We start from the raw sequence: 24,894 nt of genomic DNA, 5'->3' as shown, positions 1-24,894 counted from the left end.
CGGGAACGGGGATGCCGCCGCCCTCACTCGCCTTCGAAGATCTCTTCGGCCTTCGGAGCGGTGACGGCGCGGAGGAGCCAGTGACGGAGGACTTCGGGGTCGGTGCAGTCGGTGACGCGCGCACGCACCTCGTCGGAGATGTCGAGACCGCGCTGATCGAGCACGAGCAGCACGTCTTCGGCCGCCCGTTGTACGTGCCCCTGCTCGAGCTCTTGCTCGAGCCCCTGCTCAAGTCCTTGCGTACGGGCTTCGTCCCGGATTTCCTCGACGAGGTAGGACTTGTAGAAGGAGAGGTCCACGGCCACCAGATTCCTCCAGAGGTGCTTGACCGGGCGGTTGCCCAGGCCATCGCACCGGGATGCCAGTCCCCGGCGGGGGCCGAAGTCTTTTTGCGGTTGCTGCGCTGAGCGTAGGGCCGCGGGGGGTGCGGTTTTCCGGCTATGTCGGTGATGTTCACCCGCTTGAGTGAGTTTGGGCCTCGGCCTCGAACGGGCGGTGGGATGGGGCTTGGTGGGGGTTTCTCCCCTTGTGGTGAGGGGGATGTGGGCTCCCCGTGGTCCCGGGGCCCGCACAACCGGCGAGGGGGGTGCTGTGCCGGGAACCGTGAGCAGTCAGGGGGAAAGTGTCATCTGGGCGCTCATGCGAGCGGTATGTGGACAGATGTGGCCGAAGTGCTCACGCGTGCGGACGGTGGTGTTCCGGTCGGGCGAGGCTCAGTTCGGCCCGGACGGTCTTGCGAGGACAGCGGCCCTCGGTGACGCCCCAGTGGCCGGCGAACGCCTCGACCGGCAGCAGGCCGCGCCCGGACTCGGCGTCGGCGGAGGGTTCCTGAGGTTCGGGGAGTTGCTCGCCCCGGGTGTCGGTGACCTCGATGCGGAGGGTGCCGGCCACGGCGTAGCGGGTGAGCCGGAAGTCGCGTCCCGGGACGCGGCCGTGTGTGGTCGCGTTGACGGCCGGCTCCGCGATGATCTGGCGGGGTCCAGGGGCAGGCCCCAGGAGCGGAGTTGTTCCGCTCCGGGCAGGCGGGCGAGGCGTGCGCCGCGCGGTGCGGAGGAGGGCTGCACGCTGAAGGTGCGGACGGGGGCCGCGGGTTCGGCGGTTCTCCGGTTCACGTCACCCGGCGTGGCGGTACCCGCGTACCGCGAGTGGTGACCCGGGGCGTGCGCACGGTCACTTTCCGGAGGCCGTCCGGTGCTGTCGAAGCTGTGCCGACGGTTGGTACGGGTGGGGCGCCGAGGGTGTCACGGACGGTTTCGAGGGAGACGCGCGACATGACGGCGGCCGAGGCCGAGTCGGGTCGGCTCAAGGGCGAGGCGGACGAGCCGGGGCGGGAGGCGGACCCGGACGACGAGTGGGGAGTCGCGGTCATCACCACCGTCGAACCCGGATCCCTGTGCCATCGAAGTCGAGCCGGAGGGTCGGGCCCGGCCGGACCAGCACGGAGCCGGCCCGGCGTGCCGGGTTGTCCGGTGCCCCGAGGAGGTCGTCGAGGGCATCGAGGAGAGCGGTGACGATTCCGCGCCGGGGTCGAGCGAGCGGCCGGCCACGGCTCCGGAGGCCGGAGCCCGCATCGGTGCTCACGCCACCCCGGGTTCCGCTTCGAGGGGCACGCGGCCCGGCCCGGGTGGTGCCTGCCCGGTGGATCGTGCCGCAGACGCGGGGTCCGGCACGGGGGGCGTGCCGGGCGGCGGGCGACGCTGGACGGCGTACCCCGGCCGAGCGGCGGTCGAGTGGCGCCGGGGCCCCTGCGGCCCGGGGCGGCCCCGCGGGCCCGGGGCGTGCGTGCCGGCGTCCCGGGGAGGGGTACCTTCGGTCTCACGCCGATCGGGGCCGATGAGGAGAGTGACCGTGAGCATGTTCGTACGGCCTGCGGACGAGGGCGCCGACCCGTTCGGGACGGCGCGGCTGCGGCGTGGGGTGCTGGACGCCTGGGCCGCCAGTCCCGCCCGGTTCCGTGAGGACGCCAACGCCGAGGAGGATCTCGTCCTCGGCGGGTACCGGGACCGCCTCGTCGTCGAGCTGGCGCAGAACGCCGCCGACGCCGCCGCCCGCGCGGGGGTGCCCGGGCGGCTCCGGCTCACGTTGCGCGACGGGGTGCTCGTCGCCGCGAACACCGGCGCCCCGCTGGACGCGGCCGGGGTCGAGTCGCTGTCCACCCTGCGGGCGTCCGCGAAGCGGGACGAGCCCGCCGGGGCCGTGGGCCGGTTCGGCGTCGGGTTCGCCGCCGTCCTCGCCGTCACCGACGAGCCCGCCCTGGTCGGGCGGCAGGGCGGGGTGCGGTGGTCGCTGGCCGAGGCCCGGGGGCTCGCCGGCGACAGCGCGGGGCACAGCGCCGGCCTCGGCGACGAGATCCGCCGCCGCGACGGGCACGTACCGCTGCTGCGGCTGCCCTTCGCCGCCGAGGGCACCGCCCCCGACCCGTACGACACCGCGGTCATCCTGCCGCTGCGCGACACGGCCGCCGCCGACCTCGCCGAGCGGCTGCTGCACGCCGTCGACGACGCCCTGCTGCTCGCCCTGCCCGGTCTGGAGGAGGTCGTCGTCGAGATCGGCGACGACGAGCCCCGCACCGTGCGCCGGAGCGCGGAGGGCGCCCTCACCGTCGTCGACGACTCGCGCGACGGCGCCACCCGCTGGCGCACCTCCGCCGCGCACGGGCCGCTCACCCCGGACCTGCTCGCCGACCGTCCCGTCGAGGAGCGGCTGCGGCCCCACTGGTCGGTCACCTGGGCCGTCCCCGTCGACTCCGACGGCAGGCCCGTCCGGCCCCGCACCAGTCCCGTCGTGCACGCGCCCACCCCCAGCGACGAGCCGCTCGGCGTCCCCGCCCTGCTCATCGCCTCCTTCCCGCTGGACTCCACCCGCCGGCACGCCGCCCCCGGCCCGCTCACCGACTTCCTGGTGGAACGCGCGGCCGACGCCTACGCCGGCCTCCTCGCGGAGTGGCATCCGGTGACCACCGGGATCATCGACCTGGTGCCCGGCCCGCTCGGCAAGGGCGAGCTGGACGGCGCCCTGCGCCGGGCGGTCCTCGGGCGGCTGCCCCGCACCTCCTTCCTGCCCCCCGCCGTCCCCCCGCGCGAGCAGGACGACGACTCCGCTCTGCCCGAGTCGCTGCGGCCCCGGGACGCCGAGGTCGTCGAGGGCGCCGGGGCCGACACGGTGCGGGTGCTCGCCGAGGTGCTGCCCACCCTGCTGCCCGCCGGGCTCGAACGGCGGACGGAACTGCGCACCCTGGGCGTGGCCCGGGTGCCGCTGGCCGACGCGATCGACCGGCTCGCCGGTCTGGAGAAGGCGCCCGAGTGGTGGCGGCGGCTGTACGAGAGCCTTGCCGGGGTCGACCCGGACCGGCTCTCCGGGCTGCCCGTGCCGCTGGCCGACCGCCGTACCGCCATCGGCCCCCGGCAGGTGCTGCTGCCCGGCGCGGAGGCTCCCCGGATCGAGCCCGAGGTGCTGGCCCGGCTCGGTCTCAAGGTCGCCCACCCGGACGCCGCGCACCCCCTGCTGGAGAAGCTCGGCGCCCTCCCGGCCACCCCGCGCGCGGTGCTCACCACCCCGCAGGTGCGGGCCGCCGTCGCCGCCTCCCTCGACGACGAGGGCGGCATGACCGCCATGGGCTGGGAGGAGGAGGCGCCCGACGCCGAGGAACTCGCCGACACCGTGCTCGGCCTGGTGCGCGACGCCGGTCTCGAACCCGGCGACGAGCCCTGGCTGGGCGCCCTCGCCCTGCCCGACGAGGACGGCGAACTCTCCCCGGCCTGCGAACTGGTCTTCCCCGACGGTCCCTTCGCCCGCGTCATGCGCGAGGGCGAACTCGCTTCCGTGGACGTCGAGTTGGCGCAGAAGTGGGGCGAGGCGCCGTTGGCCGCCTGCGGGGTGCTGGTCGACTTCGCCCTCGTCCGCGCCACCGACGTCGTCCTCGACCCGGACGAGCTCGAGCCGCGGGAGGGGGACTACGCCGAACCCGACGACGCGGGCCTGCTCGACGCGGTGGACGTGTGGAGCGAGGACATCCTCGACCGCTTCCCCGACAGCCCGGTGCCGCCGGTCGCCACCGAGATCGTCGCCGTGCGCGACCTCGACCTCGTCGACGACGACCAGTGGCCCCGGGCCCTCGCCCTGCTCGCCCGCCCGCCACTGCGCGACGCGCTCACCCAGCCGGTGCGCGTCCTGCTGCCCGACGGCACCCACGAGATCGTCCGCCCGTACACCGCCTGGTGGCTGCGCGGGCACCCGGTGCTCGGCGGCCGCCGCCCGGCCGGTCTGCGCGCCGCGGGGAGCGACCCGCTGCTGCGCGGCCTGTACGACGAGGCCGACGCCACCGGCTTCGAGGACGAGCAGGTGCTGCGGGCCCTCGGGGTGCGCACCTCGGTGTCCGCGCTGCTCGACGAACCGGGCGGCGCGGCCGAACTCCTGGACCGCCTCGCCGACCCCGACCGTGCGGTCACCGCCGCCCAGCTGCACGGCCTCTACGGTGCGCTGGCCGACCTGGAGCCGGAACAGGTGACCCTGCCGGACGAGCTGCGCGCGGTGGTCGACGGCCGGGTCGAGGTGGTGGACGCCGCCGACGCGGTGGTCGTCGACTCGCCCGACCTGCTGCCGTTCACCGCGGGGGTGGCCCTGCTGCCCGTGCGGCCCTCGCGGGCGGCCGAGCTGGCCGAACTGTTCCAGGTGCGGCGGCTGAGCGAGTCCGTCACCGGGGAGGTCGGCTCCCGGGGCACCGAGTACGACGTGCCGGAGTCCGTGCGGGTCCTGCTCGGATCGCGCACCCCGGCCACCTACGTCGAGCACGAGGAACTCGTGGTGGACGGAGTGGAGATCGACTGGCGCCTGACCGACGACGGCGTGCCGCACGCCGCCACCCTGGAGGGCGTCGCCGCCGGGCTGGCCTGGGCGGCCGGCGAGTGGCCGCGCCGCTTCGAGGTCGCGGCCCTGCTGGAGGATCCGTCCAGGACGGAGGAACTGGCGCGGGACCGCTGGTTCGACTGACGGCGAAGGGGGGCGGGCCGGGGAACTCCCCGGCCCGCCCCCCTTCCACGGGTGGACCCCTCGCCTACTTCGTGGGCGCCTGGGCGCCGGAATCCTTCGCGTACGCCTCGAGCTCGCGGGCGAGCGTCGCCGCGTCGTACGGCCCGGTGTGCCGGCGGTTGCCGACGAAGAACGTCGGGACTCCGCGGGCGCCGCTGGCCTCGGCACTGGCGGCGTCCGCCCGTACCCGCTCGGCGATTTCCTCGGACTCGAGGTCGCGGAGGAACTTCTCGACGTCGAGTCCGAGGTCGGCGGCGTAGCCGGCGCTGTCCTCGTACTCCAGCTCGGCCTGGTGCTTGTAGAGCAGGTCGTGCATCTCCCAGAAGCGGCCCTGCATGCCGGCGGCCGTCGCCGCCCGCGCGGCGAGCTCGGCGTGCGGGTGCACGTCGGGCAGGGGCAGGTGCCGGAAGACGTAGCGGAACTGGTCGCCGAAACGCTGCCGCAGCTCCTGGGTGACGCCCGTGGCGCGGGCGCAGAAGGGGCACTCGAAGTCGCCGTACTCCACCAGGGTGAGGGGCGCCTCGGGGGGCCCGAGGATGTGGTCCGTCTCCGGGTCGACCGGACGGTCCAGGTAACGGGGCAGGTCCGCGTCGGTCTCCCCGCGCAGGACCGCGGCCAGATGGAACACGAGCCAGCCCGCGAGGGTGGAGAACAGGGCGGCCAGCAGGACGCCGACGGTCGCCTCGGCACGGATGACCGGGTCGTCGAAGGCGAGCCCGACGATCAGCAGGGACACGGTGAAGCCGATGCCGGACAGGACACCGCCGCCCAGGACGTGGCCCTGCCCCACCCCGGTCGGGAGCTTCCCGAGGCCGGTCCGGGTGCCGAGGTAGGCACCGCCCCAGATGCCGACCAGCTTTCCGACGACGAGACCCACGACCACGGCCCAGGTGACGGGGGAGGTCAGGGCGTTGGTCAGGACGCCGTTCCGCAGGTCGACGCCGGCGTTGGCCAGCGCGAACACCGGGACGATGACGTAGCTGGACCAGGGGTGGAGCACCGTCTGCATCCGCTCGTTGACGGAGACGGCCCGCTGGAGTCCCCTGCGTGCCGTCTTGCCGACGTCCGCGAGGGGGGACTGACGGAAGGCGCGGAAGAGCCGTGCGGCCTGCTCCACTCCCTCGCGCGAGGGGTTCCGGGCGGGGATCAGGAGACCGCCGAGCATGCCGGCGATGGAGGCGTGCAGGCCGGCCTGGAGGGTGGCGAGCCACATCACCAGGACGATCAGGACGTACGGGGCCGCCTGCCAGACGCCGAAGCGGGTCAGCGCGGACAGCACCACGCCCAGGACGAGCGCGACGATCAGCTCCGGCACACTGACGTTGCCGGAGTAGACCACACCGATCACGGTGACGGCCACGATGTCGTCGATGACGGTGATGGCCAGCAGGAAGACCCGCAGCTGGGTGACGAACCGCGGGCCCACGATGGCGAGCGCGCCCAGCATGAACGCCGTGTCGGTGCCGATGACCACGCCCCAGCCCATGGCGGCCTCGCCCCCGGGCGCGATCGCCAGGTACAGCAGGACGGGCACGAGCATGCCGCCGATCCCGGCGAGGACCGGGATCATGAGCTTGCTGCGGTTGTTCAGCTCACCGACGGAGACCTCGTAACGGACCTCCAGGCCGATGATGAAGAAGAACAGGGCCATCAGTCCGTCGTTGACCCAGTGCCCCAGGTCCATCGACAGCTCGGCGTTGCCGAGGGAGAGGGACAGGTCGGTGGCCCACAGTGCCGTGTACGAGTCCGACCAGGGCGAGTTCGCCCAGAACAGGGCGACCGCGACGGCTATCAGGAGCAGACCGGCGCTGCCGGCCTCGGTTTCCATGAAGGAACGCACGCGGGTGGAGAGCTGTCCACCCAGTGAGCGCCGCTTCGCCCGGGACTGCGTGTCCGGAGTCTTCGTCGGGCTCATCACTGAATCACAGTACCCGTCCGAATGGCGGACAAGGCCTGGGAATGATGCTGACAGGGGTTGTCGCGGACGGGTGTGATCATGCGGGACCCTCCTTCGGGTTCTTCAGATGCTTCTGGCCTTTCGGGCTCTGCTTGCGGCACGCGGCGGCCGGGGCCGTGATCTTCAAGAATCGCACACAAGTTTTCGATCCCTGGTACAACCATTCACCGGTGTGACGTATCTGATCAGCTGAGTCAACAGACTCCAAGGTCACTCGGGCCCCGAAAGTGACGACGAGCCGTTGGGAACGACGACCATCGGGGCCCCTTCTCCCTCAGGGGAACGCATGCGTATACGAGCCACCGTCGTCGCCGCAGTCTCCGGCGCCCTGGCCCTCTCCGCCCTGGCCGCTCCGGCCGCGCAGGCGGACAGCGGGTGGGGCGACACCACGATCACCAAGGTCGTCGTCGACGGAGACAACAAGGTGTCCGTGGGCACCTCCAACCCGAAGACCATCAAGGTCAGTGTGACGGCCAAGGACAACTCGGGCATCAAGGGTGCCGACGAGTTCCTGCTGAAGGGCCCCGACTACGGGTTCATCTTGACCAGCAAGCCCGTCTGCAAGGCTTCCAGCTCCACCACCTCCACCTGCACCGCCTCGGTGCTGGTGGACCCGAAGGTCGATTACCTCAGCAACGCCAACGCCGGTACCTGGTACGTGGAAGCGTGGATAGACGCCAAGGACGGCGACTACCTGTGGAAGGACAAGGCCGGCTCCTTCAAGTTCCAGCGCGCTTCCAAGCTGACCGCCAACGCCTCGCCCGAGCCGGTCAAGAAGGGCAAGACCATCACGGTCACCGGCAAGCTGACCCGCGCCAACTGGGAGACCGGCAAGTACGCCGCCTACACGAAGCAGTCGGTGAAGCTGCAGTTCAAGAAGAAGGGCGCCAGCACCTACACCACCGTCAAGACCATCACGACCGACTCGAAGGGCAACCTGAAGACCACGGTTAAGGCTTCCGTCGACGGTTCTTACCGCTACTCCTTCGCGGGCAACACGCCCACCCCGGCGGTCAACTCCGCGGGCGACTTCATCGACGTGAAGTAGGCCCTGCCCGGGCTGGTCGCGCGGTTCACCGAAACGCCCCGTCAGGGGCGCGGGGCTGTGTCGACATGCGGCTCCGCCGCACGGGCGCGACCAGCCCCCACCGGCCCGCAGGGACGGACCGACCGTCCCTTCTCGGGCCGAGCGCTAAGCGAAAACGCGGTCCACCCACCGCCACAGGAACTCCAGGGCGGCCGCCGCCAGCACCGCGATGCCGACCGCGACCCAGGGCATCGTCATCCCCACCAGCCTCAGCGCGAAGAACTCCTGCAGCCACGGCACGACCAGCACCAGCAGGAACCCCGCGGCCATCGTCGCCACCAGCCCGACCCGCCACCAGGTGTAGGGCCGGGCGATGATCGCCAGCACCCACAGCGAGATCAGGAACAGCGTCAGCGTCGCCGCGCTGGTCTCCGCCTCCAGCGCCCCCGCACCGCTGTAGTGGTGGCGGGCGAGCAGATACGTGGCGAACGTCGCCAGCGCGGCCAGCACCCCGCCCGGGATCGCGTACCGCATGACCCGCCGTACGAAGTGGGGCCGGGCCCGCTCCTTGTTGGGGGCGAGGGCCAGGAAGAACGCCGGGACGCCGATGGTGAGCGTGGACAGCAGGGTCAGATGACGCGGCAGGAACGGGTACTCCACCTGCCAGCAGACCACCAGCACCGCCAGCAGCACCGAGTAGACGGTCTTCACCAGGAACAACGTCGCGACCCGGGTGATGTTGCCGATCACCCGCCGCCCCTCGGCCACCACCGACGGCAGGGTGGCGAACCTGTTGTCGAGCAGCACGATCTGCGCGACCGCCCGGGTGGCCTCCGAACCGGAGCCCATCGCGACCCCGATGTCGGCGTCCTTCAGCGCCAGGACGTCGTTCACCCCGTCGCCGGTCATGGCGACCGTGTGCCCACGCGACTGGAGCGCGCCCACCATGTCCCGCTTCTGCCGCGGCGCGACCCGCCCGAACACCGTGCCCCGGTCCAGCGCCTCGGCCATCCGGTCCCGCTCGGCGGGCAGCCCGCGCGCGTCGATCGCCGTACCGCTCAGCCCGAGCTTGGCCGCGACCGCGCCGACCGAGACGGCGTTGTCGCCGGAGACGACCTTGGCGCGGACGTCCTGCTCGGAGAAGTACCGCAGGGTGTCGGCCGCGTCCGGCCGCAGCCGCTGCTCCAGCACCACCAGCGCGGTCGGGCGGAGCCCCTCGGCCGCCTGAGGGTCGTCCACGGGCACGTCGCGCTCGGCACGGGCGAGCAGCAGCACCCGCAGCCCCTGCTCGTTCAGCCGCGTGGTCCGGGCCAGGGCCGGGTCGTCGGCGTCCAGCAGCACGTCGGGCGCCCCGAGCAGCCAGGTGACGGGCGGCTGTCCGGCGCCCTCGGCGAGGGTGGCGCCGCTGTACTTGCGGGCCGAGGAGAACGGCAGGGTGGCGGTGCGGCGCCAGTCCCCGGCGTCCGGGTAGGCGTCGGCGATCGCCCGGAGGGACGCGTTCGGCCGCGGATCGGACGCGCCGAGCGCCCCCAGCACCCTCCGCACGTACGGCTCGTCGTCGCCGTCGAGCAGCCGCAGTCCGGTGACGTCCATGCCGCCCTCGGTGAGGGTGCCGGTCTTGTCCAGGCAGACCGTGTCGACGCGGGCCAGCCCCTCGATGGCGGGCAGTTCCTGCACCAGGCACTGCTTGCGCCCCAGCCGGATCACGCCGATCGCGAAGGCGACGGAGGTGAGCAGCACCAACCCCTCGGGCACCATCGGCACGATCCCGCCGACCGTGCGGGCGATGGAGTTCTTCAGCTCGTCGTCCTTGACCACCAACTGGCTGATGATCAGCCCGGTCGCGGTCGGGATCATCATCCACGTCACGTACTTGAGGATCGTGGAGATGCCCGAGCGCAGCTCGGAGTGGACCAGCGTGAACCGGGACGCCTCCTCGGCGAGCTGCGCCGCGTACGCCTCGCGCCCCACCCTGGTCGCCTGGAAGGAACCGCCGCCCGCGACCACGAAGCTCCCGGACATCAGGCGGTCCCCGGGCTGCTTGACCACGGGGTCGGCCTCGCCGGTGAGCAGCGACTCGTCGATCTCCAGCGCGTCCGCCTCGGCGCACACCCCGTCGACGACGACCTTGTCGCCCGGCCCGATCTCGATCAGGTCGTCCAGCACGATTCCGGAGGTGCCGACCTCGGTGCTCACCCCGTCCCGGCGCACCGTGGGCCGCACCTCGCCGATCAGCGCCAGCGAGTCCAGGGTCTTCTTCGCCCGCCACTCCTGGACGATGCCGATCCCGGTGTTGGCGAGGATCACGAAGCCGAACAGGCTGTCCTGGACGGGCGCGACGACCAGCATGATCACCCAGAGGACGCCGATGATCGCGTTGAACCGGGTGAAGACGTTCGCGCGGACGATCTCGAGCACGGACCGGCTGCTGCGCACCGGCACGTCGTTGACCTGCCCGAGGGCCACCCGCTCCGCCACCTCCGCGGCGGTCAGGCCGGTCACCGGCGAGGTGACGGTGCCGGGCTGCGCGGCACCGGCCCGCGGGTCCGCGTCGAGATGCGTCATGCAGTCGACGGTACGTGCGGCGCCACGGCTTCACCCACCGGATGCGCGGAAGATCCGACCCGGGGAGGAGGGGCGCGGGCGGCCGTAGTGCCGTGGTCGTACGGGAGCGGCGGGGGTCAGTCGGCCGACGACGGAGAGGAGGTGCCGGAGGAGGCGCCGGAGGGTCCACCGGCCGGTTCCGTCTCCACCTCTTCCACCTCTTCCACCCCTTCCGCCGCTTCCACCGACGCCGCCGTCTCCGCGGTCCGCGCAGCCGCCGCGGCCTGCTCGCGCTTGATCGCGGCGTCGCGCCGGCGGACGTACCAGATGCCGATGAACCCGAGCCCGCCGCCGGCCAGGCAGGTCCACAGCCACCAGGCGTGGCCGCGGTCGTCGAACCAGCCGTAGAAGGGCAGCTGCACCAGGAAGAGGACGAACCAGATGATCGTGCCGCCGACGATGGTGGCGACCACGGGGCCCTCCAGGGGCTCCGGCGCCTCGTGCTTGGGGGTCCCCGTGAGCCGGCGCGAGAGATCCGAGAAGAAAGCGGCCATGCGGACAGCTTACGAGGACGGACGGGGGTGAGGTTCGCCGCATCGATCCGCGGGTGTCTACGCGCGGAGATGGCGTGGTTGACGTTATATCTTCATACTGAATCTGTTTGTCTCCGGCCCATTCTGATCGTAGGAAACGCCAAAGGGCTCTGCCGGAAGTCCGACGGTGATGAGGTTCTGCATGTCCACGTCGGCCCCCAGCAAGGCCCCCCTGCCCGACCAGCCCGGGCCCGCGCCCGCGCAGGGCGCACTCGACCGCTACTTCAAGATCTCCGAGCGGGGCAGCAGCCTGCCCCGCGAGATCCGTGGCGGATTCGCCACCTTCTTCGCGATGGCCTACATCATCGTGCTGAACCCGATCATCCTCGGCAGCGCGAAGGACCTGTACGGCAACCAGCTCGACAACGGCCAGCTGGTCACCGCGACCGCCCTGACGGCGGCGTTCACCACGCTGCTCATGGGTGTCATCGGCAACGTGCCGATCGCGCTGGCCGCCGGCCTCGGCGTGAACTCGGTCGTCGCCCTCCAGCTCGCCCCGCGCATGTCGTGGCCCGACGCGATGGGCATGGTGGTGCTGGCGGGCTTCATCGTCATGCTGCTGGTCGCCACCGGTCTGCGCGAGCGCGTGATGAACGCCGTCCCGTACGGCCTGCGCAAGGCCATCGCCATCGGTATCGGCCTGTTCATCATGCTGATCGGTCTGGTCGACTCCGGTTTCGTCTCCCGGATACCGGACGCCGCCCAGACCACCGTCCCGCTCCAGCTCGGCACCGGCGGTCACCTCACCGGCTGGCCGGTCCTCGTCTTCGTCCTCGGCGCGCTGCTCACGCTGGCGCTGATCGTGCGCAAGGTGCCCGGCGCGATCCTCATCTCGATCGTCGCGATGACGGTCCTCGCCGTGATCATCAACGCCGTGGCCGACATCCCCTCCTGGGGCCTGACCAACCCGACCTGGCCCGGCAACCCCCTCGCCACCCCCGACTTCGGCCTGATCGGCGAGGTCAGCCTGTTCGGCGGCTTCGCCAAGGTCGGCCTGCTGACCGGCGTCCTGTTCGTCTTCACCGTGCTGCTGTCGTGCTTCTTCGACGCGATGGGCACGATCATGGGCGTCTCCGACGAGGCCAAGCTGACCGACGCCGACGGCCAGATGCCCGGCATCAACAAGGTCCTGTTCATCGACGGTGTCGCGGTCGCCGCGGGCGGTGCCAGCTCCTCCTCCGCCACCACCGCCTTCGTGGAGTCCACGGCCGGCGTCGGCGAGGGCGCGCGCACCGGCTTCGCGAACGTCGTCACCGGCGCGCTGTTCGCCGTCGCGCTGTTCCTCACGCCCGTCGCCACGATGGTGCCGTCCCAGGCGGCCACCCCGGCGCTGTTCGCGGTCGGTTTCCTGATCCTGGCGGGCTCGATCAAGGAGATCGACTGGGCGGACTACACGATCGCCGTCCCGGCCTTCGTGACCATGGTGATGATGCCGTTCACCTACTCGATCACCAACGGCATCGGCATGGGCTTCATCACCTTCGCGCTGCTGCGCCTGGTGGCCGGGCGCGGCCGGGAGGTCCCGGCGGCGATGTACGCGGTGGCGGCGGTCTTCGCCTTCTACTACCTGATGCCGGCCCTGGGCCTGGCCTGACCGGCCCGGTGCGGGCTCAGGTGACGCCGTAGAACTTCTCCGTCTCCTCCACGGCGGTCTGGAACCGCTGGTCGAAGTCATCGCGAATGAGCGTCTGGACGACATAGTCCTGGACGCTCATTCCGCGTTTGGCGGCATGGCCTCTGAGTCTTTCGAGCAGTTCCTGGTCCATGCGCAGGCTGAGTACGTCGGTCCCCATGGGCATGAGCCTTGCCGTACTCTCCGGCCGGGTGTGCCCTTTTACGCGCAGGAATCACCCGTACGAGTGATCTATGGCGCGCTGTGTGGCCTGATCCACTGCACGAGTGGCCGATATCACGGGTGTGGACGGGGTGGGAACACGCCCCGGACTATCCTTTAGCGAAGCTAATGAGTTACGCTAAAGAACATGCCGGACCTCAGCCATGGCGACGACGCGGCCGCCGTCAACGCCCTTCGATCCGCCGTGATGCGACTGTCCCGTCGACTCAGGCACCAGCGCGTCGACGAGTCCCTCAGCCCCACCGAGATGTCGGTGCTGGGCACCCTCACCCGCTGCGGCCGGGCCACCCCGGGCGAGCTCGCCCGCAAGGAGCACGTCCAGCCGCCCTCGATGACCCGCATCGTGGCCCTGCTGGAGGGCAAGGGGCTGGTCCGGCTGGAGCCGCACCCCGACGACCGGCGCCAGAAGGTCGTGACGCAGACCGAACAGGCCGAGGCGATGCTCGCCGAGAGCCGCCGCAGGCGGAACGTCTTCCTGGCCACCCTCGCGGAGGAACTCGACGAGGACGAATGGGCGAAACTCCGTGCCGCCGCGCCAGTGCTGGAAAAACTCGCGCACCTCTAGAAAACCCAGCAGCTTTCGCTAGGAGGCGAACCTTGAGTACGGGACCCGGAGCACACTCCGCCCCCGGACCTGACACCAACGACATCCCCGCCGGCGGTGACACACCGCCCGACCCCGAAGCGCCGGGTCATCACATCCGCAAGGCCCGGATGTTCTCCTCGCTGCAGGTCAGGAACTACCGCCTGTTCTTCATCGGCCAGGTCGTCTCCAACATCGGCACCTGGATGCAGCGCATCGCCCAGGACTGGCTGGTGCTCACCCTCACCGCCTCCTCGGCCGCCGTCGGCATCACCACGGCCCTGCAGTTCCTGCCGATGCTGCTGTTCGGCCTGTACGGCGGCGTCCTCGTCGACCGCCTGCGCAAGCGGCCCACGCTGCTCGTCACCCAGTCGGCGATGGCCCTCACCTCGCTGGCGCTCGCCGCTCTCACCCTCACCGGACAGGTCGAGGTCTGGCACGTCTACGTCGCCGCCTTCGTCACCGGTCTGGCGACGGTGGTCGACAACCCCGCCCGCCAGTCCTTCGTCGCCGAGCTGGTCGGCCCCGGTCAGCTGCAGAACGCGGTCAGCCTGAACTCCGCGAACTTCCAGTCCGCCCGCCTGGTCGGTCCCGCCGTCGCGGGCCTGCTGATCACCGGCGTCGGCACGGGCTGGGCGTTCCTCCTCAACGGCCTGTCCTTCATCGCGCCGCTGGCCGGCCTGATGATGATGCGGGCCCGCGAACTGCACGCCGTCACGCCGTCCCCGCGCGGCAAGGGGCAGCTGCGGGAGGGGCTGCGCTACGTCGCGGGCCGGCCCGACCTGGTCTGGCCGATCGTCCTGGTCGGCTTCATCGGCACGTTCGCCTTCAACTTCCCCGTCTACCTCTCGGCCTTCGCCGACGACGTCTTCCACGGGGGCGCGGGCGCCTACAGCCTGTTCAACACCCTGATGGCGGTCGGCTCCCTGGCCGGCGCCCTGCTCGCCGCCCGGCGCGGCACGGCCCGCCTGCGGCTGCTGATCCTGGCCGCGCTGGCCTTCGGCGCACTGGAGATCGTGGCGGCCGGGGCGCCCACCCTGTGGCTGTTCGCCCTGCTCATGATCCCGATCGGCCTGTTCGCCATGACGGTCAACGTCACCACCAACACCAGCATCCAGATGTCCACCGACCCGGCCGTACGCGGCCGCGTCATGGCCCTGTACATGATGGTCTTCCTCGGCGGCGCGCCCGTCGGCGCCCCGATCGTCGGCTGGATCACCGACACCTACGGCGCCCGTCTCGGCTTCGCGATGGGCGGCGCCGTCGCGGTCCTCGCCGCCGCCGTGATCGGCCTGATCCTGGCCCGCGTCGGCAACCTGCGCCTGACGGTCGGCTGGAACCACGGCCACCCCCAGGTGCGGTTCGTACCGCGGGAGCGGCGACGAGAGCTGACGGCGATGGCCTGACGACGCCGGCCTGACGGCCGGACCCGCTGCCCCGGCGAGTTCCCCCGCGATCAGTCGCGGGGGAACTCGTCGGTCTTGAGCACCAGCCCGACGACCGTCCCGCTCAGATCGACCTCCTCACCGAAGGGAAGCCGGACCGCCCCGCGGTACGTACCGTCCTTCGGCAGGGTGTACAGGTGCCACTCGCCGGTGTACGGGTCCACGATCAGGTACACGGGGACGCCGGCGGTGGCGTAGGCGGTCTTCTTGGCGCCGTAGTCGTTGGCGCCGGTCTTCTTGGAGATCACCTCAGCGACGAATTCGACGTCCTCGCAGCTCCACAGCCCTTTGGCGTTCTTGTCGGCGCCTTCGGCCATCAACGTGACATCAGAGGCGAAGCCGTTGAGGTACCCCGGGTAGTCGATGCGGACGTCGGACTTCACGCGCTTGCGCGGGTACTCGGCGCGCAGCTGGTCGTAGATGTTCGCGATGATCTCCCAGTGGGTGTCCCGCTGAGGCGCCATGAAGATGTTCCCCCCGACGATTTCGACCTTGTAACCCTCGGGGACGGGCATCGTCTCCAACCACTCGAACATCATGTCGAGGGTGGGTTCGCCGTTGCTGTCGGCCATCTTGATCCTGTCGTCAAGGACGGTCATCGTGGCGCTCCTCCCCGGCTGAGCCCCGGACGGGCGCAGCCGCGCGGTACAACGATACGCACGGTGACCAGGACACGCGTGGGCGTACACGCGTTCCCCGGTGAGACTGGAGACATGAGACTCTTCGCCGCCGTGGTGCCGCCCGAGGACGTGATCCGTGAGCTCGCCGTCGAGGCCGAGGAGCTGCGACGGCTGCCCGGCGCGGACGCCCTGCGCTGGACCGGGGTTCCGGGTTGGCACTTCACGCTGGCCTTCTACGGGGAGGTGGACGACGCCCTCGTCCCCGAGCTGACCGCCCGCCTGGAGCGGGCCGCATCCCACACCGGGTCCTTCGAGCTGGCGCTGTGCGGCGGTGGCCGGTTCGGCCACGGACGGGCCCTGTGGACCGGGGCGGACGGTGACCTGCACACTCTGAGCCTGCTCGCCGACCGTACGGAGGCGGCGGGGCGCAGGGCGGGCGTGGCGATGGGGGAGCACCGCCGCTACAAGGCCCACCTGACGCTGGCCCGCAGCCGGACCGGCGCCGACGTGCGGCCGTACGTGGAGGCACTGGGGCGGTTCCGGAGCCGCACCTGGACCGTGGGCGAGCTGGCGCTGGTGCGCAGCAACCTGCCGAGGTCGGGGGTGCCGGGCGAGCAGCCCCGTTACGAGGTGGTCGCGCGCTGCCCACTCGGGGCGGCCGGTTAGGCTCGAGGGCGTGGACCCGAAAACCCGGAACCGGATCATGGCCGGTGCGCTTGTACTGATGTTCGTGGTGGTGGCCGTGGCGGCGGCGCTCGGAAACTAGCCCCGCCGCCAGGCACCTCCGGCGATCCCGGCGTGCCCGCCGGGAGGGCGGCGTCCTACCAGGCGAAGGCCTCCGGGGACGGCCCCGGGCCCGGGAAGATCTCGTCCAGCGAGGTCAGCAGCTCCTCGCTCAGCTCCAGCTCGACCGCCCGCAGCGCCGACGCCAGCTGCTCGGTGGTGCGCGGACCGACGATCGGCCCCGTCACGCCGGGCCGGGTGAGCAGCCAGGCGAGCGCCGCCTCGCCGGGCTCGATGCCGTGCTTGTCGAGCAGGTCCTCGTACGCCTGGATCTGCGCGCGGGCGGCGGGGTCGGCGAGCGTTTCGGCGGCCCGCCCGGACGCGCGGCGCCCCTGCGTGGCCTCCTTCTTGAGGACCCCGCCCAGCAGACCGCCCTGCAGCGGCGACCAGGGGATGACCCCGAGCCCGTAGTCCTGCGCGGCCGGGATGACCTCCATCTCGGCGCGGCGCTCGACGAGGTTGTACAGGCACTGCTCGCTGACCAGGCCCATGCGGCCGTGCCGGGCGGCGGTCTCGTTCGCCTGGGCGATCTTGTACCCGGGGAAGTTGGACGACCCCACGTAGAGGATCTTCCCCTGCCGGACCAGGACGTCGATCGCCTGCCAGATCTCCTCGAACGGCGTCGACCGGTCGATGTGGTGGAACTGGTAGAGGTCGATGTAGTCGGTCTGCAGCCGCTTGAGTGAGGCGTCCACGGCCCGGCGGATGTTCACCGCGGAGAGCTTGTCGTGGTTGGGCCACGCCTCACCGTCGGCGCCCATGTTCCCGTACACCTTGGTGGCGAGCACGACCTTGTCGCGCCGCTCGCCGCCCTTGGCGAACCAGTTGCCGATGATGCTCTCGGTACGGCCCTTGTTCTCGCCCCAGCCGTACACGTTGGCGGTGTCGAAGAGATTGATACCGGCGTCCAGCGCCGTGTCCATGATGGTGTGGCTGTCGGCCTCGTCGGTCTGCGGACCGAAGTTCATCGTCCCGAGGACGAGCCGACCGACCGTGAGTCCCGTGCGTCCGAGCTGCGTGTACTCCATGAACACCAAGCCAACGTCCTGGAGCGCGCTCTATGCAAGGGGATCAGTCGGCGGTGCCCGCGGGGGCGGCCCAGGCCGTCGGCTGTCCGGTGACCGAGGCGATCATGTCGAAGTCGCCGTCGTAGTGCAGGACAACGGCGCCGTGGCGCTCGGCCGTCGCTGCGATGATCAGGTCGGAGACGGACAGGGCCTTCCAGTTCCCCTCCTGGATGAGAAGGGCCTGGACCTCGATCGCCCGGTCCCAGGCTTCGTCCGGTGTCGACAGCCAGTCGAAGCCGCGCATTTCGTCGCGGATCCGCTCGGCGTCCGCCTTGGACCGGGCACTGTGCAGGACCTCGAGTTCCACCGCACCGCATACCGCCAGCAGACCGGCGTTGTGCAGCGGGTCGATGACGGCGCGGACCGCCGGCTTCGGATAACGGGCCAGAGCCGACTTGTCGATCAGGTACCGGCCGGTCACGCGGCTCCCCGCGAGTCGCTCGGCTGCTCCACGGGCCCCGTGAGGTCGGGTAGTCCGCCCTCGGCCAGCCAGTTCAGGAACGACTCCCGCTTCCGGCGCTTGATGGCGTCCTCGAGAGCCGCGTTCACCGTGGCGACCTTGGTGGTGGTACCGAAGATCTCGGCGGCTTCGGCCAGCTTGTCGTCGTCGATGTCTATGACCGTTCGTGCCATGTGAACCTCCAGGACGAGGACAGCGCTCAACACGGCGAGGATATCAAAATCGCCGCCACTTGATATCGTTCGGCGCTCGCTTCCCCTCGGAGCATCGTTCGAGGGCTCTGGTTCTTGTGGGGCCCGCCCAGCTCCCACTCCTGGTGCGGCGACTCCGGGACGAGGGCGTGGACATGGTCCGCGGTCTGCTCGGCGTTCGTGCAGAAGCCGAGATCGATCAGGCCCAGGGGGTCAGGAACAGGTCGGTGCGGTGGGCGAGGACGGGACCGGGATCAGTCGTGGGGGAAGTCGCCGGTCCCGACCTTCAGGTCCGCCACCGTGCCGGTCAGATCGATGTCGTCGCCGAAGTCCACCCGCGTCCTGGTGACGTAGTCGCCGTTCTTGGGGTCGGTGTAGACGTAGCAGCAACCCCGGTAGGGGTCGGCGATGACGTAGAGGGGGACCTCCGCGGTCGCGTAGGCGGTCTTCTTCGGGCCGTAGTCGTTGGCGGCCGTGCCCTCGGAGATGACCTCGAAGACGAACTCGACGTCCTCGTGGCGCCAGCGGCCTTCGTCGTCCTTCTCGGCGGAGGCGCGAAGCACGGCCACATCGGGGCAGAGGCCGTTCTGGTGGCCGGGGAAGTCGATGCGGACGTCCGAGAACACCGGCACGTCCATCCCGAACCTGTCCTCGACGGCCCGTACGATTCGACGGATGATTGCCCAATGGGTGTCCCGCTGCGGTGTCATGTAGACGTTGCCCCCGACGATCTCGACCCTGAATCCTTCGGGGACGGGCATCCGCTCCAGCCGCTCGAACCACTCGTCCAAGCGCTGCGTGTTGCTGTCGGCCATGGTGATCCTGTCGTCAAGGACGGTCATCGTGGCGCTCCTCCCCGGCCGCTCCACGGACGAGTACGGCCGCGCGGTACAACGATACGCACGGTGACCGGGACACGGGGTGGAGTGCATATGCCGCCGGGCGACGGCTACGGCGCGGAGGACGCCTCGTAGGGCCCGCCCAGCTCCCAGCCCTCGTACATCGCCTCCGCGAAGGCCCCCGCGATCTTGTGTTCGCCGGTCGCGTTGGGGTGGGTGCCGTCGTAGGTGTCGGTGTGGATGTCGTACGACGGCGGGACGGCGGCCAGGAGGAGCGGGGAGCCCGGGGTGTCGAGGTCGGCGGCCGTCTTCGCGAGCAGCTCGTTGAAGCGGGTGACCTCGGTGGCGAAGGACGGGTCGGCCTCCGCGCGGATGTTCGGTATCACCGGGAGCAGGACCAGCCGGACGCGGCGGTTGGCCGCCCGCGCCCCGGCGACGAAGGCGCGGACGTTGTCCGCGGTCTGCTCGGCGTTCGTGTAGAAGCCGAGGTCGATCAGGCCCAGGGAGACCAGGAGCACGTCGGCCCGGTGGGACCGGACGCTCTCACCGATCAGCGGCGCCATGTGCTGCCAGCCCTCGCCCCAGCCGGCCAGGTGGGCCCGGGGGAAGTCGGGCTCGGCGTAGGCGTACGAGGTGGGGGCGTCCGTCGCCTGGTCGTGCAGCGTCTCGCGCGGGCCGACGAAGGTGAAGGGGCCGCCGTACTCCGTGCACAGGTGCTGCCACAGGCGGTAGCGCCAGGTGTGTTCACCCGCGCTCCCGATGGTCATCGAGTCGCCGACGGGCATGAACCTGAGCACCCGATCATCATCGTCGATCAGTCCGGCCGCCGCGATGTGAGACCGACCACCTGCGGTGAAGTCGGCGGCGGGATGGCAGTCTTGGGCCATGCGCCGACCCTCCGCCCTGCTCGCCGCGGCCCTTCTCCTCGGGGCGTCCGCCGTGCTCACCGCCCCCGCCGCCCCCGCCTTCGCAGCCGGCGACGACGAGGGGTTCACGATCAAGGACCCGCGCATCACCGAGTCCAGCGGTCTCGCCGCCTCCCGCCTCCACCCGGGCGTCTACTGGACCCACAACGACAGCGACGACGGCCCCTACCTCTACGCCGTCGACAGCGCCACCGGTGACACCGTCGCCCGGATCACCCTCACCGGCATCGGCGAGCCCCGGGACGTCGAGGCGATCTCCATCGGGCCGGACAACCGGATCTTCGTCGGCGACATCGGCGACAACCTCGGCGGCACCTGGCCGCACGTGTGGATCTACGAGCTGCCCGAGCCGAAGGAGCTGCGGGACCAGACCGTGCGGGCCACGCAGTACGTCGTGACGTACTCCGACGGGGCCCGCGACGCCGAGTCCCTCGTCGTGCACCCGAAGACCGGGCGCGTCTACATCATCGACAAGAAGGAGGAGGGCGGGCACCTGTACGAGGGGCCGGCCGAACTCTCCGCCTCGGGCGGCAACGTCTTCGAGCCCGTCGCGCCCGTCGAGCTGTGGGCCACCGACGCCGCGTTCTCCCCGGACGGCCGGCAGCTCGCGGTACGCGGGTACTTCGGCGGGATCCACTACGCGTGGGACGACGCCCGGGACGGGAAGATCGAGCGCAAGGGGCGGCTCAGCGTGCCGCTCCAGGCGCAGGGCGAGTCCGTCAGCTACTCCGCCGACGGCTCCCGGCTGATGTACGGGAGCGAGGGCGAGCAGAGCCCGGTCGAGGCCCGGGAGGCACCCGGCGGGGGCGGCTCGGGGTCGGCGTCCTCCTCGGGTGCCTCGGGCTCCTCGGGCGAGGGCTCGCAGGCGGGGGACGAGGGCCCGGAGGGCGGTGCCGGGTCCGGTGACGGCCTCACGATCGGTGCCGTGGCCGCCGTGGCGGTCGTCTGCGCGGCCCTGTTCGGGCTGGGGCGCCGGCGCCGGAGGGGCTGAACCGGCGGGCGGTCACGCGGCGCCGTCCGTGGGCGCCCTCCGCACCTCGTAGTGGAGCGTCCGCGTCCGCGTCAGCCGGTGGGCGAGCGGGACCAGGACGCCCTGCACGACCGGGTACTTGCGCCGCAGCAGCCGTGCCGCGTGCCGGTCCTCCCTGCTCCCCTGGTTCAGCAGCCGGGCCCGGGCACGCATCTCCGGTCCGACCGGCTTGCCGTCGGGGGTGGCGGGGGCCAGCTCCACCAGCGGATCGAGGCGCAGGCGTCTGACCTTCTTGGCCTTGCCCGGGGTGCGGAAGTAGGCGTGGTCGCCCTCCACGGCGAGGTTCACGGCGGTGCCCACGCCCGTGCCGTTCCCGCGGTGGCTGGTGAGCAGCACCGCCCACTGCCCGGCGAAGTCCGCCAGCTCCGGGCGGGCGGTGCGTTCCGGGTGGGTGTGCGAGGCGGTCATACCTCCATCCAGACACCGATCCGCCGGTCTGTCATCCGGTGGCACGTCGGCGGACCAGCACCTCCAGCCCGTCCAGGAGGCGCTGCAGCCCGAACTCGAAGTGGTCGAAGTCGGGGCCGAAGGTGTCCTCGGAGAGGGAGGCCAGGACGGGGTAGCGCCCGCTGAGCATGGCCTTCTCCAGCGTCGGCCGCTGGGCCTCCCAGAACTGCGCGTCCGTCAGCCCGGTGCGGCGCTCGGCCTCCGCCCCGTACCGCTGGGTGCGGGCGGCCCCGGCGACGTACCCGTCGATCATGATGATCACCGACACCAGCTCGGGATCGGACAGGCCCATCGGCTTGATCCGGGCGAGCACCTTCTCCATGCCGTCGAGCGCGTTCGGGCCGAGGATCGGGCGGGACTGGTTGACCTCCAGCAGCCAGGGGTGGCGGCGGTACAGGGCGAGGGTGGCGCGGCCCAGGGCTTCCAGGGCGGTGCGCCAGCCGCCGTCGCCGAAGTCGGCGGGGTCCTCCGACGGGCGCTGCACGCGGTCCAGCATCAGGTCGAGCAGCTCGGCCTTGCCGGGAACGTAGCGGTACAGGGACATCGTGCCGGTGCCGAGCTCGGTGGCGATCCGGCGCATGGAGAGCGCGCCGAGCCCGTCCCGGTCCGCGACCTCGACGACGCCCTCAAGCCGGGCGCCATGCCCGACAGCATCAGCCACGACGGCATCAACACCGACCTGCGCGGCCTTACTTCGCTCCAGGTCATGGACAGGATCGTGGCGTACGCGGGGCAGTCGGGCCTGAAGGTCGTGCTCGACCGGCACCGCCCGGACGCGGCCGGGCAGTCCGCGCTCTGGTACACCTCCGCCGTCCCCGAGTCGACGTGGATCGCCAACCTCAAGGCACTCGCGGCCCGTTACCAGGGTGATCCGACCGTCATCGGCATCGACCTGCACAACGAGCCACACGACCCCGCCTGTTGGGGCTGCGGCGACACGGCGAGGGACTGGCGGCTGGCCGCCGAGCGGGCCGGCAACGCGGTGCTGTCCGTCAACCCCGAACTGCTGGTCTTCGTCGAGGACGTGCAGTCGTACAACGGGGTCAACGGCTGGTGGGGCGGCAACCTGATGGGCGTCGCCGAGCACCCGGTCCGCCTGAACGTGCCGAACCGACTCGTCTACTCCGCCCACGACTACGCCACGAGTGTGGGCCGGCAGCCCTGGTTCGAGGACCCGTCGTTCCCCGCCAACATGCCGGGCATCTGGGACAAGTACTGGGGCTACATCTTCAAGCAGGACATCGCCCCGGTCTGGCTCGGCGAGTTCGGTACGACGCTCCAGTCGGGCGTGGACCAGCGGTGGCTGTCCGCACTGGTGACGTACCTGAGGTCGACCTCGGAGCACGGCACCGACAGCTTCCACTGGACCCTCTGGTCCTGGAACCCAAACTCCGGGGACACCGGGGGCATCCTGAAGGACGACTGGACGACCGTGGACACGGCCAAGGACGGCTACCTCGCAGACATCAAGGCGCCGGGGTTCCCGGCGGGTGACCCCGGTGGTCCGGGAGGCCCCGGCGGCCCGGGTGATCCCGGGGGCGACGGGCCCGCGTGCAGTGCCGCCTACACCGTCAGCAGCGACTGGGGCGGCGGCTTCAACGCCGAGGTGAAAGTCACCAACACCGGGACGGTTCCGCTGAAGTCCTGGAAGGTGACGTGGGCCTGGAGCGGCTCCCAGCGGGTCACCACCCTGTGGAACGCCTCGTACACCCAGTCCGGTACGACCGTCACCGCGACCAACGCCACCCACAACGGCGCGGTCCCGACGGGCGGTTCGGCGAGCTTCGGCTTCGGCGGCGCCCCCGGCGGCGGAAGCGTACCGAGCGCGACGTGCACGGCGACGTGAGCGGCGTGTGATCAGGGGCCCGGCGCAGTGACCCGCACACAGTGCTGGGCCCCTGCCCTGTGTGCGGGTCGCACCTGGGCATGCCGCCGTGAATAGGGAATTTTCGGCTGAACGTCCACGCGACGGCTGAATGGCTTGCTGTCAGGCGTAGGGGATGCGAAACTGATGTGGCAAGGTCCTATGTGCTCTCTAGAGGGCACTCAAAGGATCTTGCTCTCGTGGGCCCCCGGCATGCCGGGGGTTTCTGCGTTTCTGGGCGCTGTCCGCATCGAGCCAGACGATGCCATCGGTGCCGTGGCCAGGGAGCCAGTGCTGCGACAGTCGCCGGTAGGACTTCGACATGGCCCCCACTGGATTCATCTTGGGCCACACTTCGGGATGGGTGAGTCCCAGGTGATGGAAGGCGGCATAGCCGACCATGTCGGCAGCCCCCGCTGTGCCGGAGAGCACCGGAGTTCCAGGTGTCGGTGGCCCGGGAGGCAGGTCACCAGGGCCAGGAAAGAAGAGGAGGGTCGTTCGAGGTGGATCATTCCGTTGATGACCTGCCGGTCGTCCACCCTCGGCCGGCCAGTCGCCGCCCGGAGTATGAGCGGAGCGAGTAAATCTCACCCGGTGGGACGGCGGTCTCGACGTGTACGAGGCCGGGCACGCGTCCGCGCCCCGGAGAGGGTGCACCGCCCCCAAAGCGTGAGCACTTTGGCTGCCACTGTCCTGATGCCGCTCGTTCGAGCGCTCTCGTGACACATGCCCGCCGACTGCTCACGGTTTTCGGTAAGGCATTCGTCTTCGGCCCACGGCGTCGGGGCCGCGGCGATCCCCCTGCGCCGCCCGGCGGGACACCATCGCGGGCGAGGCCCCAGTCGGTCGCCCGGGTGCCCCTTCATTCTGCGGCCGGACCTGCTTTTTGGAAGGTCCTCCAGTACTGACGTCGTTTCTCGTCCCGCACCACGATGCCGAGACGGGCCAGTTCCTCGCGGAGTTCTCGAACGCCCCCGTCGGAGGGGCCCTTCTTCTCCAACGACTCCTGGCGGGCCTTGAGGATGGCGTTCGCGCCCTCCGGGAGGCCGGGAGCACCCGGGACCCAGCGGCGGAACTCGTCCTGGTGCGGATCGACGTCCGCCCACGCATAGCCGTGCTCGGTGAAGGCCTCGGCAACGCGGCCGGTGTCCAGGTCGCACTCCTGCCGGGTGAGTTCGCCACCGTCGTGACCGAGCAGAACGAGTTGCTTGCCGTCCCGGAACACTGTGGCGACGGCGTCGTGCGGGAACTCCTGTTCCCGTCCCTTGCGTGTGAGCGCAACGCGATCGTCCGACAGGCGAATCCCCAACTGCTCGTGCTGGGCAACAAGCCCGAGGGCCAGCCCTGCCACCGCGCCCGCGGCGGGCAGTACCGGGGCGGGGAGGAGCGCGACCAACTCGGCCGGTCCCTGCAGCGGCGCCCAGGGCAGTGTCACCAGCCAGTCGGCCAGGAAGTCGACGAGCCAGCCGACGCCCGCCCCCACCAGCACGAAAGCGGCATAAAGGCACGCGATGTCCAAAGCCGGCTGGCCGAGCACGGTGAGCCGATCCCCCTGCGGCTCTCGCCCTGTTCCCTTGCGCATGTCCATGACTCCCCCTCACTTCCTGCGTCACGCAATAATAGACCGAGCACTCG

General features: G+C 71.1%; 20 protein-coding genes and 4 pseudogenes. 9 read left to right on the top strand and 15 right to left on the bottom strand.

Annotated features, from left to right (window positions below; genetic code table 11):
• Positions 1–23 precede the first annotated feature (23 nt).
• Together ACWEQO_RS09000 and ACWEQO_RS08995 are read right to left on the bottom strand one after the other, a co-directional pair.
• Positions 24–347: pseudogene (locus ACWEQO_RS09000) on the bottom strand (hypothetical protein); the annotation flags it as partial.
• 328 nt (positions 348–675) lie between these two features.
• A pseudogene (locus ACWEQO_RS08995) lies at positions 676–1,112 on the bottom strand (ATP-binding protein).
• Positions 1,113–1,271: 159 nt separating this feature from the next.
• On the opposite strand from ACWEQO_RS08995, the pseudogene ACWEQO_RS08990 reads away from it, so the two are divergent.
• Positions 1,272–1,379 (top strand): annotated as a pseudogene (locus tag ACWEQO_RS08990) (transcriptional regulator); the annotation flags it as partial.
• Between the two features lie 469 nt (positions 1,380–1,848).
• Complete coding sequence (locus tag ACWEQO_RS08985; protein WP_452980592.1) at positions 1,849–4,989, top strand: sacsin N-terminal ATP-binding-like domain-containing protein; 3,141 nt, start codon at positions 1,849–1,851, stop codon at positions 4,987–4,989.
• A gap of 64 nt (positions 4,990–5,053) precedes the next feature.
• Here the strand turns inward: ACWEQO_RS08985 and nhaA are convergent, their stop codons facing one another.
• A complete protein-coding gene (gene nhaA / locus ACWEQO_RS08980) occupies positions 5,054–6,943 on the bottom strand; it encodes a Na+/H+ antiporter NhaA (protein ID WP_452980589.1) in 1,890 nt (629 codons plus the stop codon).
• Between the two features lie 328 nt (positions 6,944–7,271).
• Here nhaA and ACWEQO_RS08975 point away from each other — a divergent pair, with 328 nt between their 5' ends.
• A complete protein-coding gene (locus ACWEQO_RS08975; protein WP_452980586.1) occupies positions 7,272–8,033 on the top strand; it encodes a calcium-binding protein in 762 nt (253 codons plus the stop codon).
• 144 nt (positions 8,034–8,177) lie between these two features.
• On the opposite strand, the gene ACWEQO_RS08970 is transcribed toward ACWEQO_RS08975, so the two are convergent.
• Both ACWEQO_RS08970 and ACWEQO_RS08965 read right to left on the bottom strand, forming a co-directional pair.
• Positions 8,178–10,577 (bottom strand): cation-translocating P-type ATPase, encoded by a 2,400-nt coding sequence (locus ACWEQO_RS08970; RefSeq protein ID WP_452980583.1) that lies wholly within the window; start codon positions 10,575–10,577, stop codon positions 8,178–8,180.
• A gap of 116 nt (positions 10,578–10,693) precedes the next feature.
• Entirely contained in the window at positions 10,694–11,110 is a 417-nt protein-coding gene (locus ACWEQO_RS08965) for a DUF2530 domain-containing protein (protein ID WP_452980580.1), read from the bottom strand.
• 181 nt (positions 11,111–11,291) lie between these two features.
• Between ACWEQO_RS08965 and ACWEQO_RS08960 the strand changes: the two genes are divergently transcribed.
• On the top strand, positions 11,292–12,743 hold the full coding sequence (locus ACWEQO_RS08960) for an NCS2 family permease (RefSeq protein ID WP_452980577.1): 1,452 nt from the start codon (positions 11,292–11,294) through the stop codon (positions 12,741–12,743).
• A 16-nt stretch (positions 12,744–12,759) separates the two neighbouring features.
• Here the strand turns inward: ACWEQO_RS08960 and ACWEQO_RS08955 are convergent, their stop codons facing one another.
• A complete protein-coding gene (locus ACWEQO_RS08955; RefSeq protein WP_452980574.1) occupies positions 12,760–12,942 on the bottom strand; it encodes a ribbon-helix-helix protein, CopG family in 183 nt (60 codons plus the stop codon).
• 189 nt (positions 12,943–13,131) lie between these two features.
• Here ACWEQO_RS08955 and ACWEQO_RS08950 point away from each other — a divergent pair, with 189 nt between their 5' ends.
• On the top strand, positions 13,132–13,569 hold the full coding sequence (locus ACWEQO_RS08950; protein ID WP_361451185.1) for a MarR family winged helix-turn-helix transcriptional regulator: 438 nt from the start codon (positions 13,132–13,134) through the stop codon (positions 13,567–13,569).
• 32 nt (positions 13,570–13,601) lie between these two features.
• Positions 13,602–14,993 carry an MFS transporter gene (locus ACWEQO_RS08945; protein WP_452980571.1) on the top strand — a complete coding sequence of 464 codons (1,392 nt, stop codon included), beginning with the start codon at positions 13,602–13,604 and terminating at the stop codon, positions 14,991–14,993.
• A gap of 50 nt (positions 14,994–15,043) precedes the next feature.
• On the opposite strand, the gene ACWEQO_RS08940 is transcribed toward ACWEQO_RS08945, so the two are convergent.
• Complete coding sequence (locus ACWEQO_RS08940) at positions 15,044–15,631, bottom strand: Uma2 family endonuclease (protein WP_452980568.1); 588 nt, start codon at positions 15,629–15,631, stop codon at positions 15,044–15,046.
• Between the two features lie 114 nt (positions 15,632–15,745).
• Between ACWEQO_RS08940 and thpR the strand changes: the two genes are divergently transcribed.
• Entirely contained in the window at positions 15,746–16,318 is a 573-nt protein-coding gene (gene thpR / locus ACWEQO_RS08935) for an RNA 2',3'-cyclic phosphodiesterase (RefSeq protein WP_452980565.1), read from the top strand.
• A 155-nt stretch (positions 16,319–16,473) separates the two neighbouring features.
• Here thpR and ACWEQO_RS08930 read toward each other — a convergent pair whose 3' ends face one another.
• The 5 genes from ACWEQO_RS08930 to ACWEQO_RS08910 all read right to left on the bottom strand — a co-directional run bounded on the left by ACWEQO_RS08930 (position 16,474) and on the right by ACWEQO_RS08910 (position 19,789).
• Positions 16,474–17,463 carry an aldo/keto reductase gene (locus ACWEQO_RS08930; protein ID WP_452980757.1) on the bottom strand — a complete coding sequence of 330 codons (990 nt, stop codon included), beginning with the start codon at positions 17,461–17,463 and terminating at the stop codon, positions 16,474–16,476.
• Positions 17,464–17,506: 43 nt separating this feature from the next.
• Entirely contained in the window at positions 17,507–17,923 is a 417-nt protein-coding gene (locus tag ACWEQO_RS08925; protein ID WP_361451200.1) for a PIN domain nuclease, read from the bottom strand.
• Positions 17,920–18,165: a type II toxin-antitoxin system VapB family antitoxin gene (locus ACWEQO_RS08920; RefSeq protein ID WP_452980562.1), complete on the bottom strand. Its 246-nt coding sequence runs from the start codon at positions 18,163–18,165 to the stop codon at positions 17,920–17,922. Before ACWEQO_RS08920 ends, ACWEQO_RS08925 begins: the two co-directional genes overlap by 4 nt.
• A 242-nt stretch (positions 18,166–18,407) precedes the next feature.
• On the bottom strand, positions 18,408–18,995 hold the full coding sequence (locus ACWEQO_RS08915) for a Uma2 family endonuclease (protein WP_361451205.1): 588 nt from the start codon (positions 18,993–18,995) through the stop codon (positions 18,408–18,410).
• A 107-nt stretch (positions 18,996–19,102) separates the two neighbouring features.
• Entirely contained in the window at positions 19,103–19,789 is a 687-nt protein-coding gene (locus ACWEQO_RS08910) for an SGNH/GDSL hydrolase family protein (protein WP_361451402.1), read from the bottom strand.
• Positions 19,790–19,877: 88 nt separating this feature from the next.
• Between ACWEQO_RS08910 and ACWEQO_RS08905 the strand changes: the two genes are divergently transcribed.
• Positions 19,878–20,909, top strand: a complete 1,032-nt coding sequence (locus ACWEQO_RS08905) for a WD40 repeat domain-containing protein (protein WP_452980558.1) — start codon at positions 19,878–19,880, stop codon at positions 20,907–20,909.
• 12 nt (positions 20,910–20,921) lie between these two features.
• On the opposite strand, the gene ACWEQO_RS08900 is transcribed toward ACWEQO_RS08905, so the two are convergent.
• Both ACWEQO_RS08900 and ACWEQO_RS08895 read right to left on the bottom strand, forming a co-directional pair.
• Entirely contained in the window at positions 20,922–21,356 is a 435-nt protein-coding gene (locus tag ACWEQO_RS08900; RefSeq protein WP_452980555.1) for a PPOX class F420-dependent oxidoreductase, read from the bottom strand.
• A 31-nt stretch (positions 21,357–21,387) separates the two neighbouring features.
• Positions 21,388–22,056, bottom strand: a complete 669-nt coding sequence (locus ACWEQO_RS08895) for a TetR/AcrR family transcriptional regulator (protein WP_452980552.1) — start codon at positions 22,054–22,056, stop codon at positions 21,388–21,390.
• Between ACWEQO_RS08895 and ACWEQO_RS08890 the strand changes: the two are divergent.
• Positions 22,012–23,241, top strand: a pseudogene (locus tag ACWEQO_RS08890) (cellulase family glycosylhydrolase); the annotation flags it as partial. The gene ACWEQO_RS08895 and the pseudogene ACWEQO_RS08890 sit on opposite strands and share 45 nt — an antisense overlap.
• Positions 23,242–24,121: 880 nt before the next feature.
• Here the strand turns inward: ACWEQO_RS08890 and ACWEQO_RS08885 are convergent.
• Entirely contained in the window at positions 24,122–24,841 is a 720-nt protein-coding gene (locus tag ACWEQO_RS08885) for a YqeB family protein (RefSeq protein ID WP_452980550.1), read from the bottom strand.
• Positions 24,842–24,894: the final 53 nt, after the last annotated feature.

It is taken from the genome of Streptomyces sp. NPDC004051, from assembly GCF_053604275.1.
The sequence above is the reverse complement of the archived record's forward strand: the minus strand, read 5'-3'. Positions and strand labels throughout refer to the sequence as shown.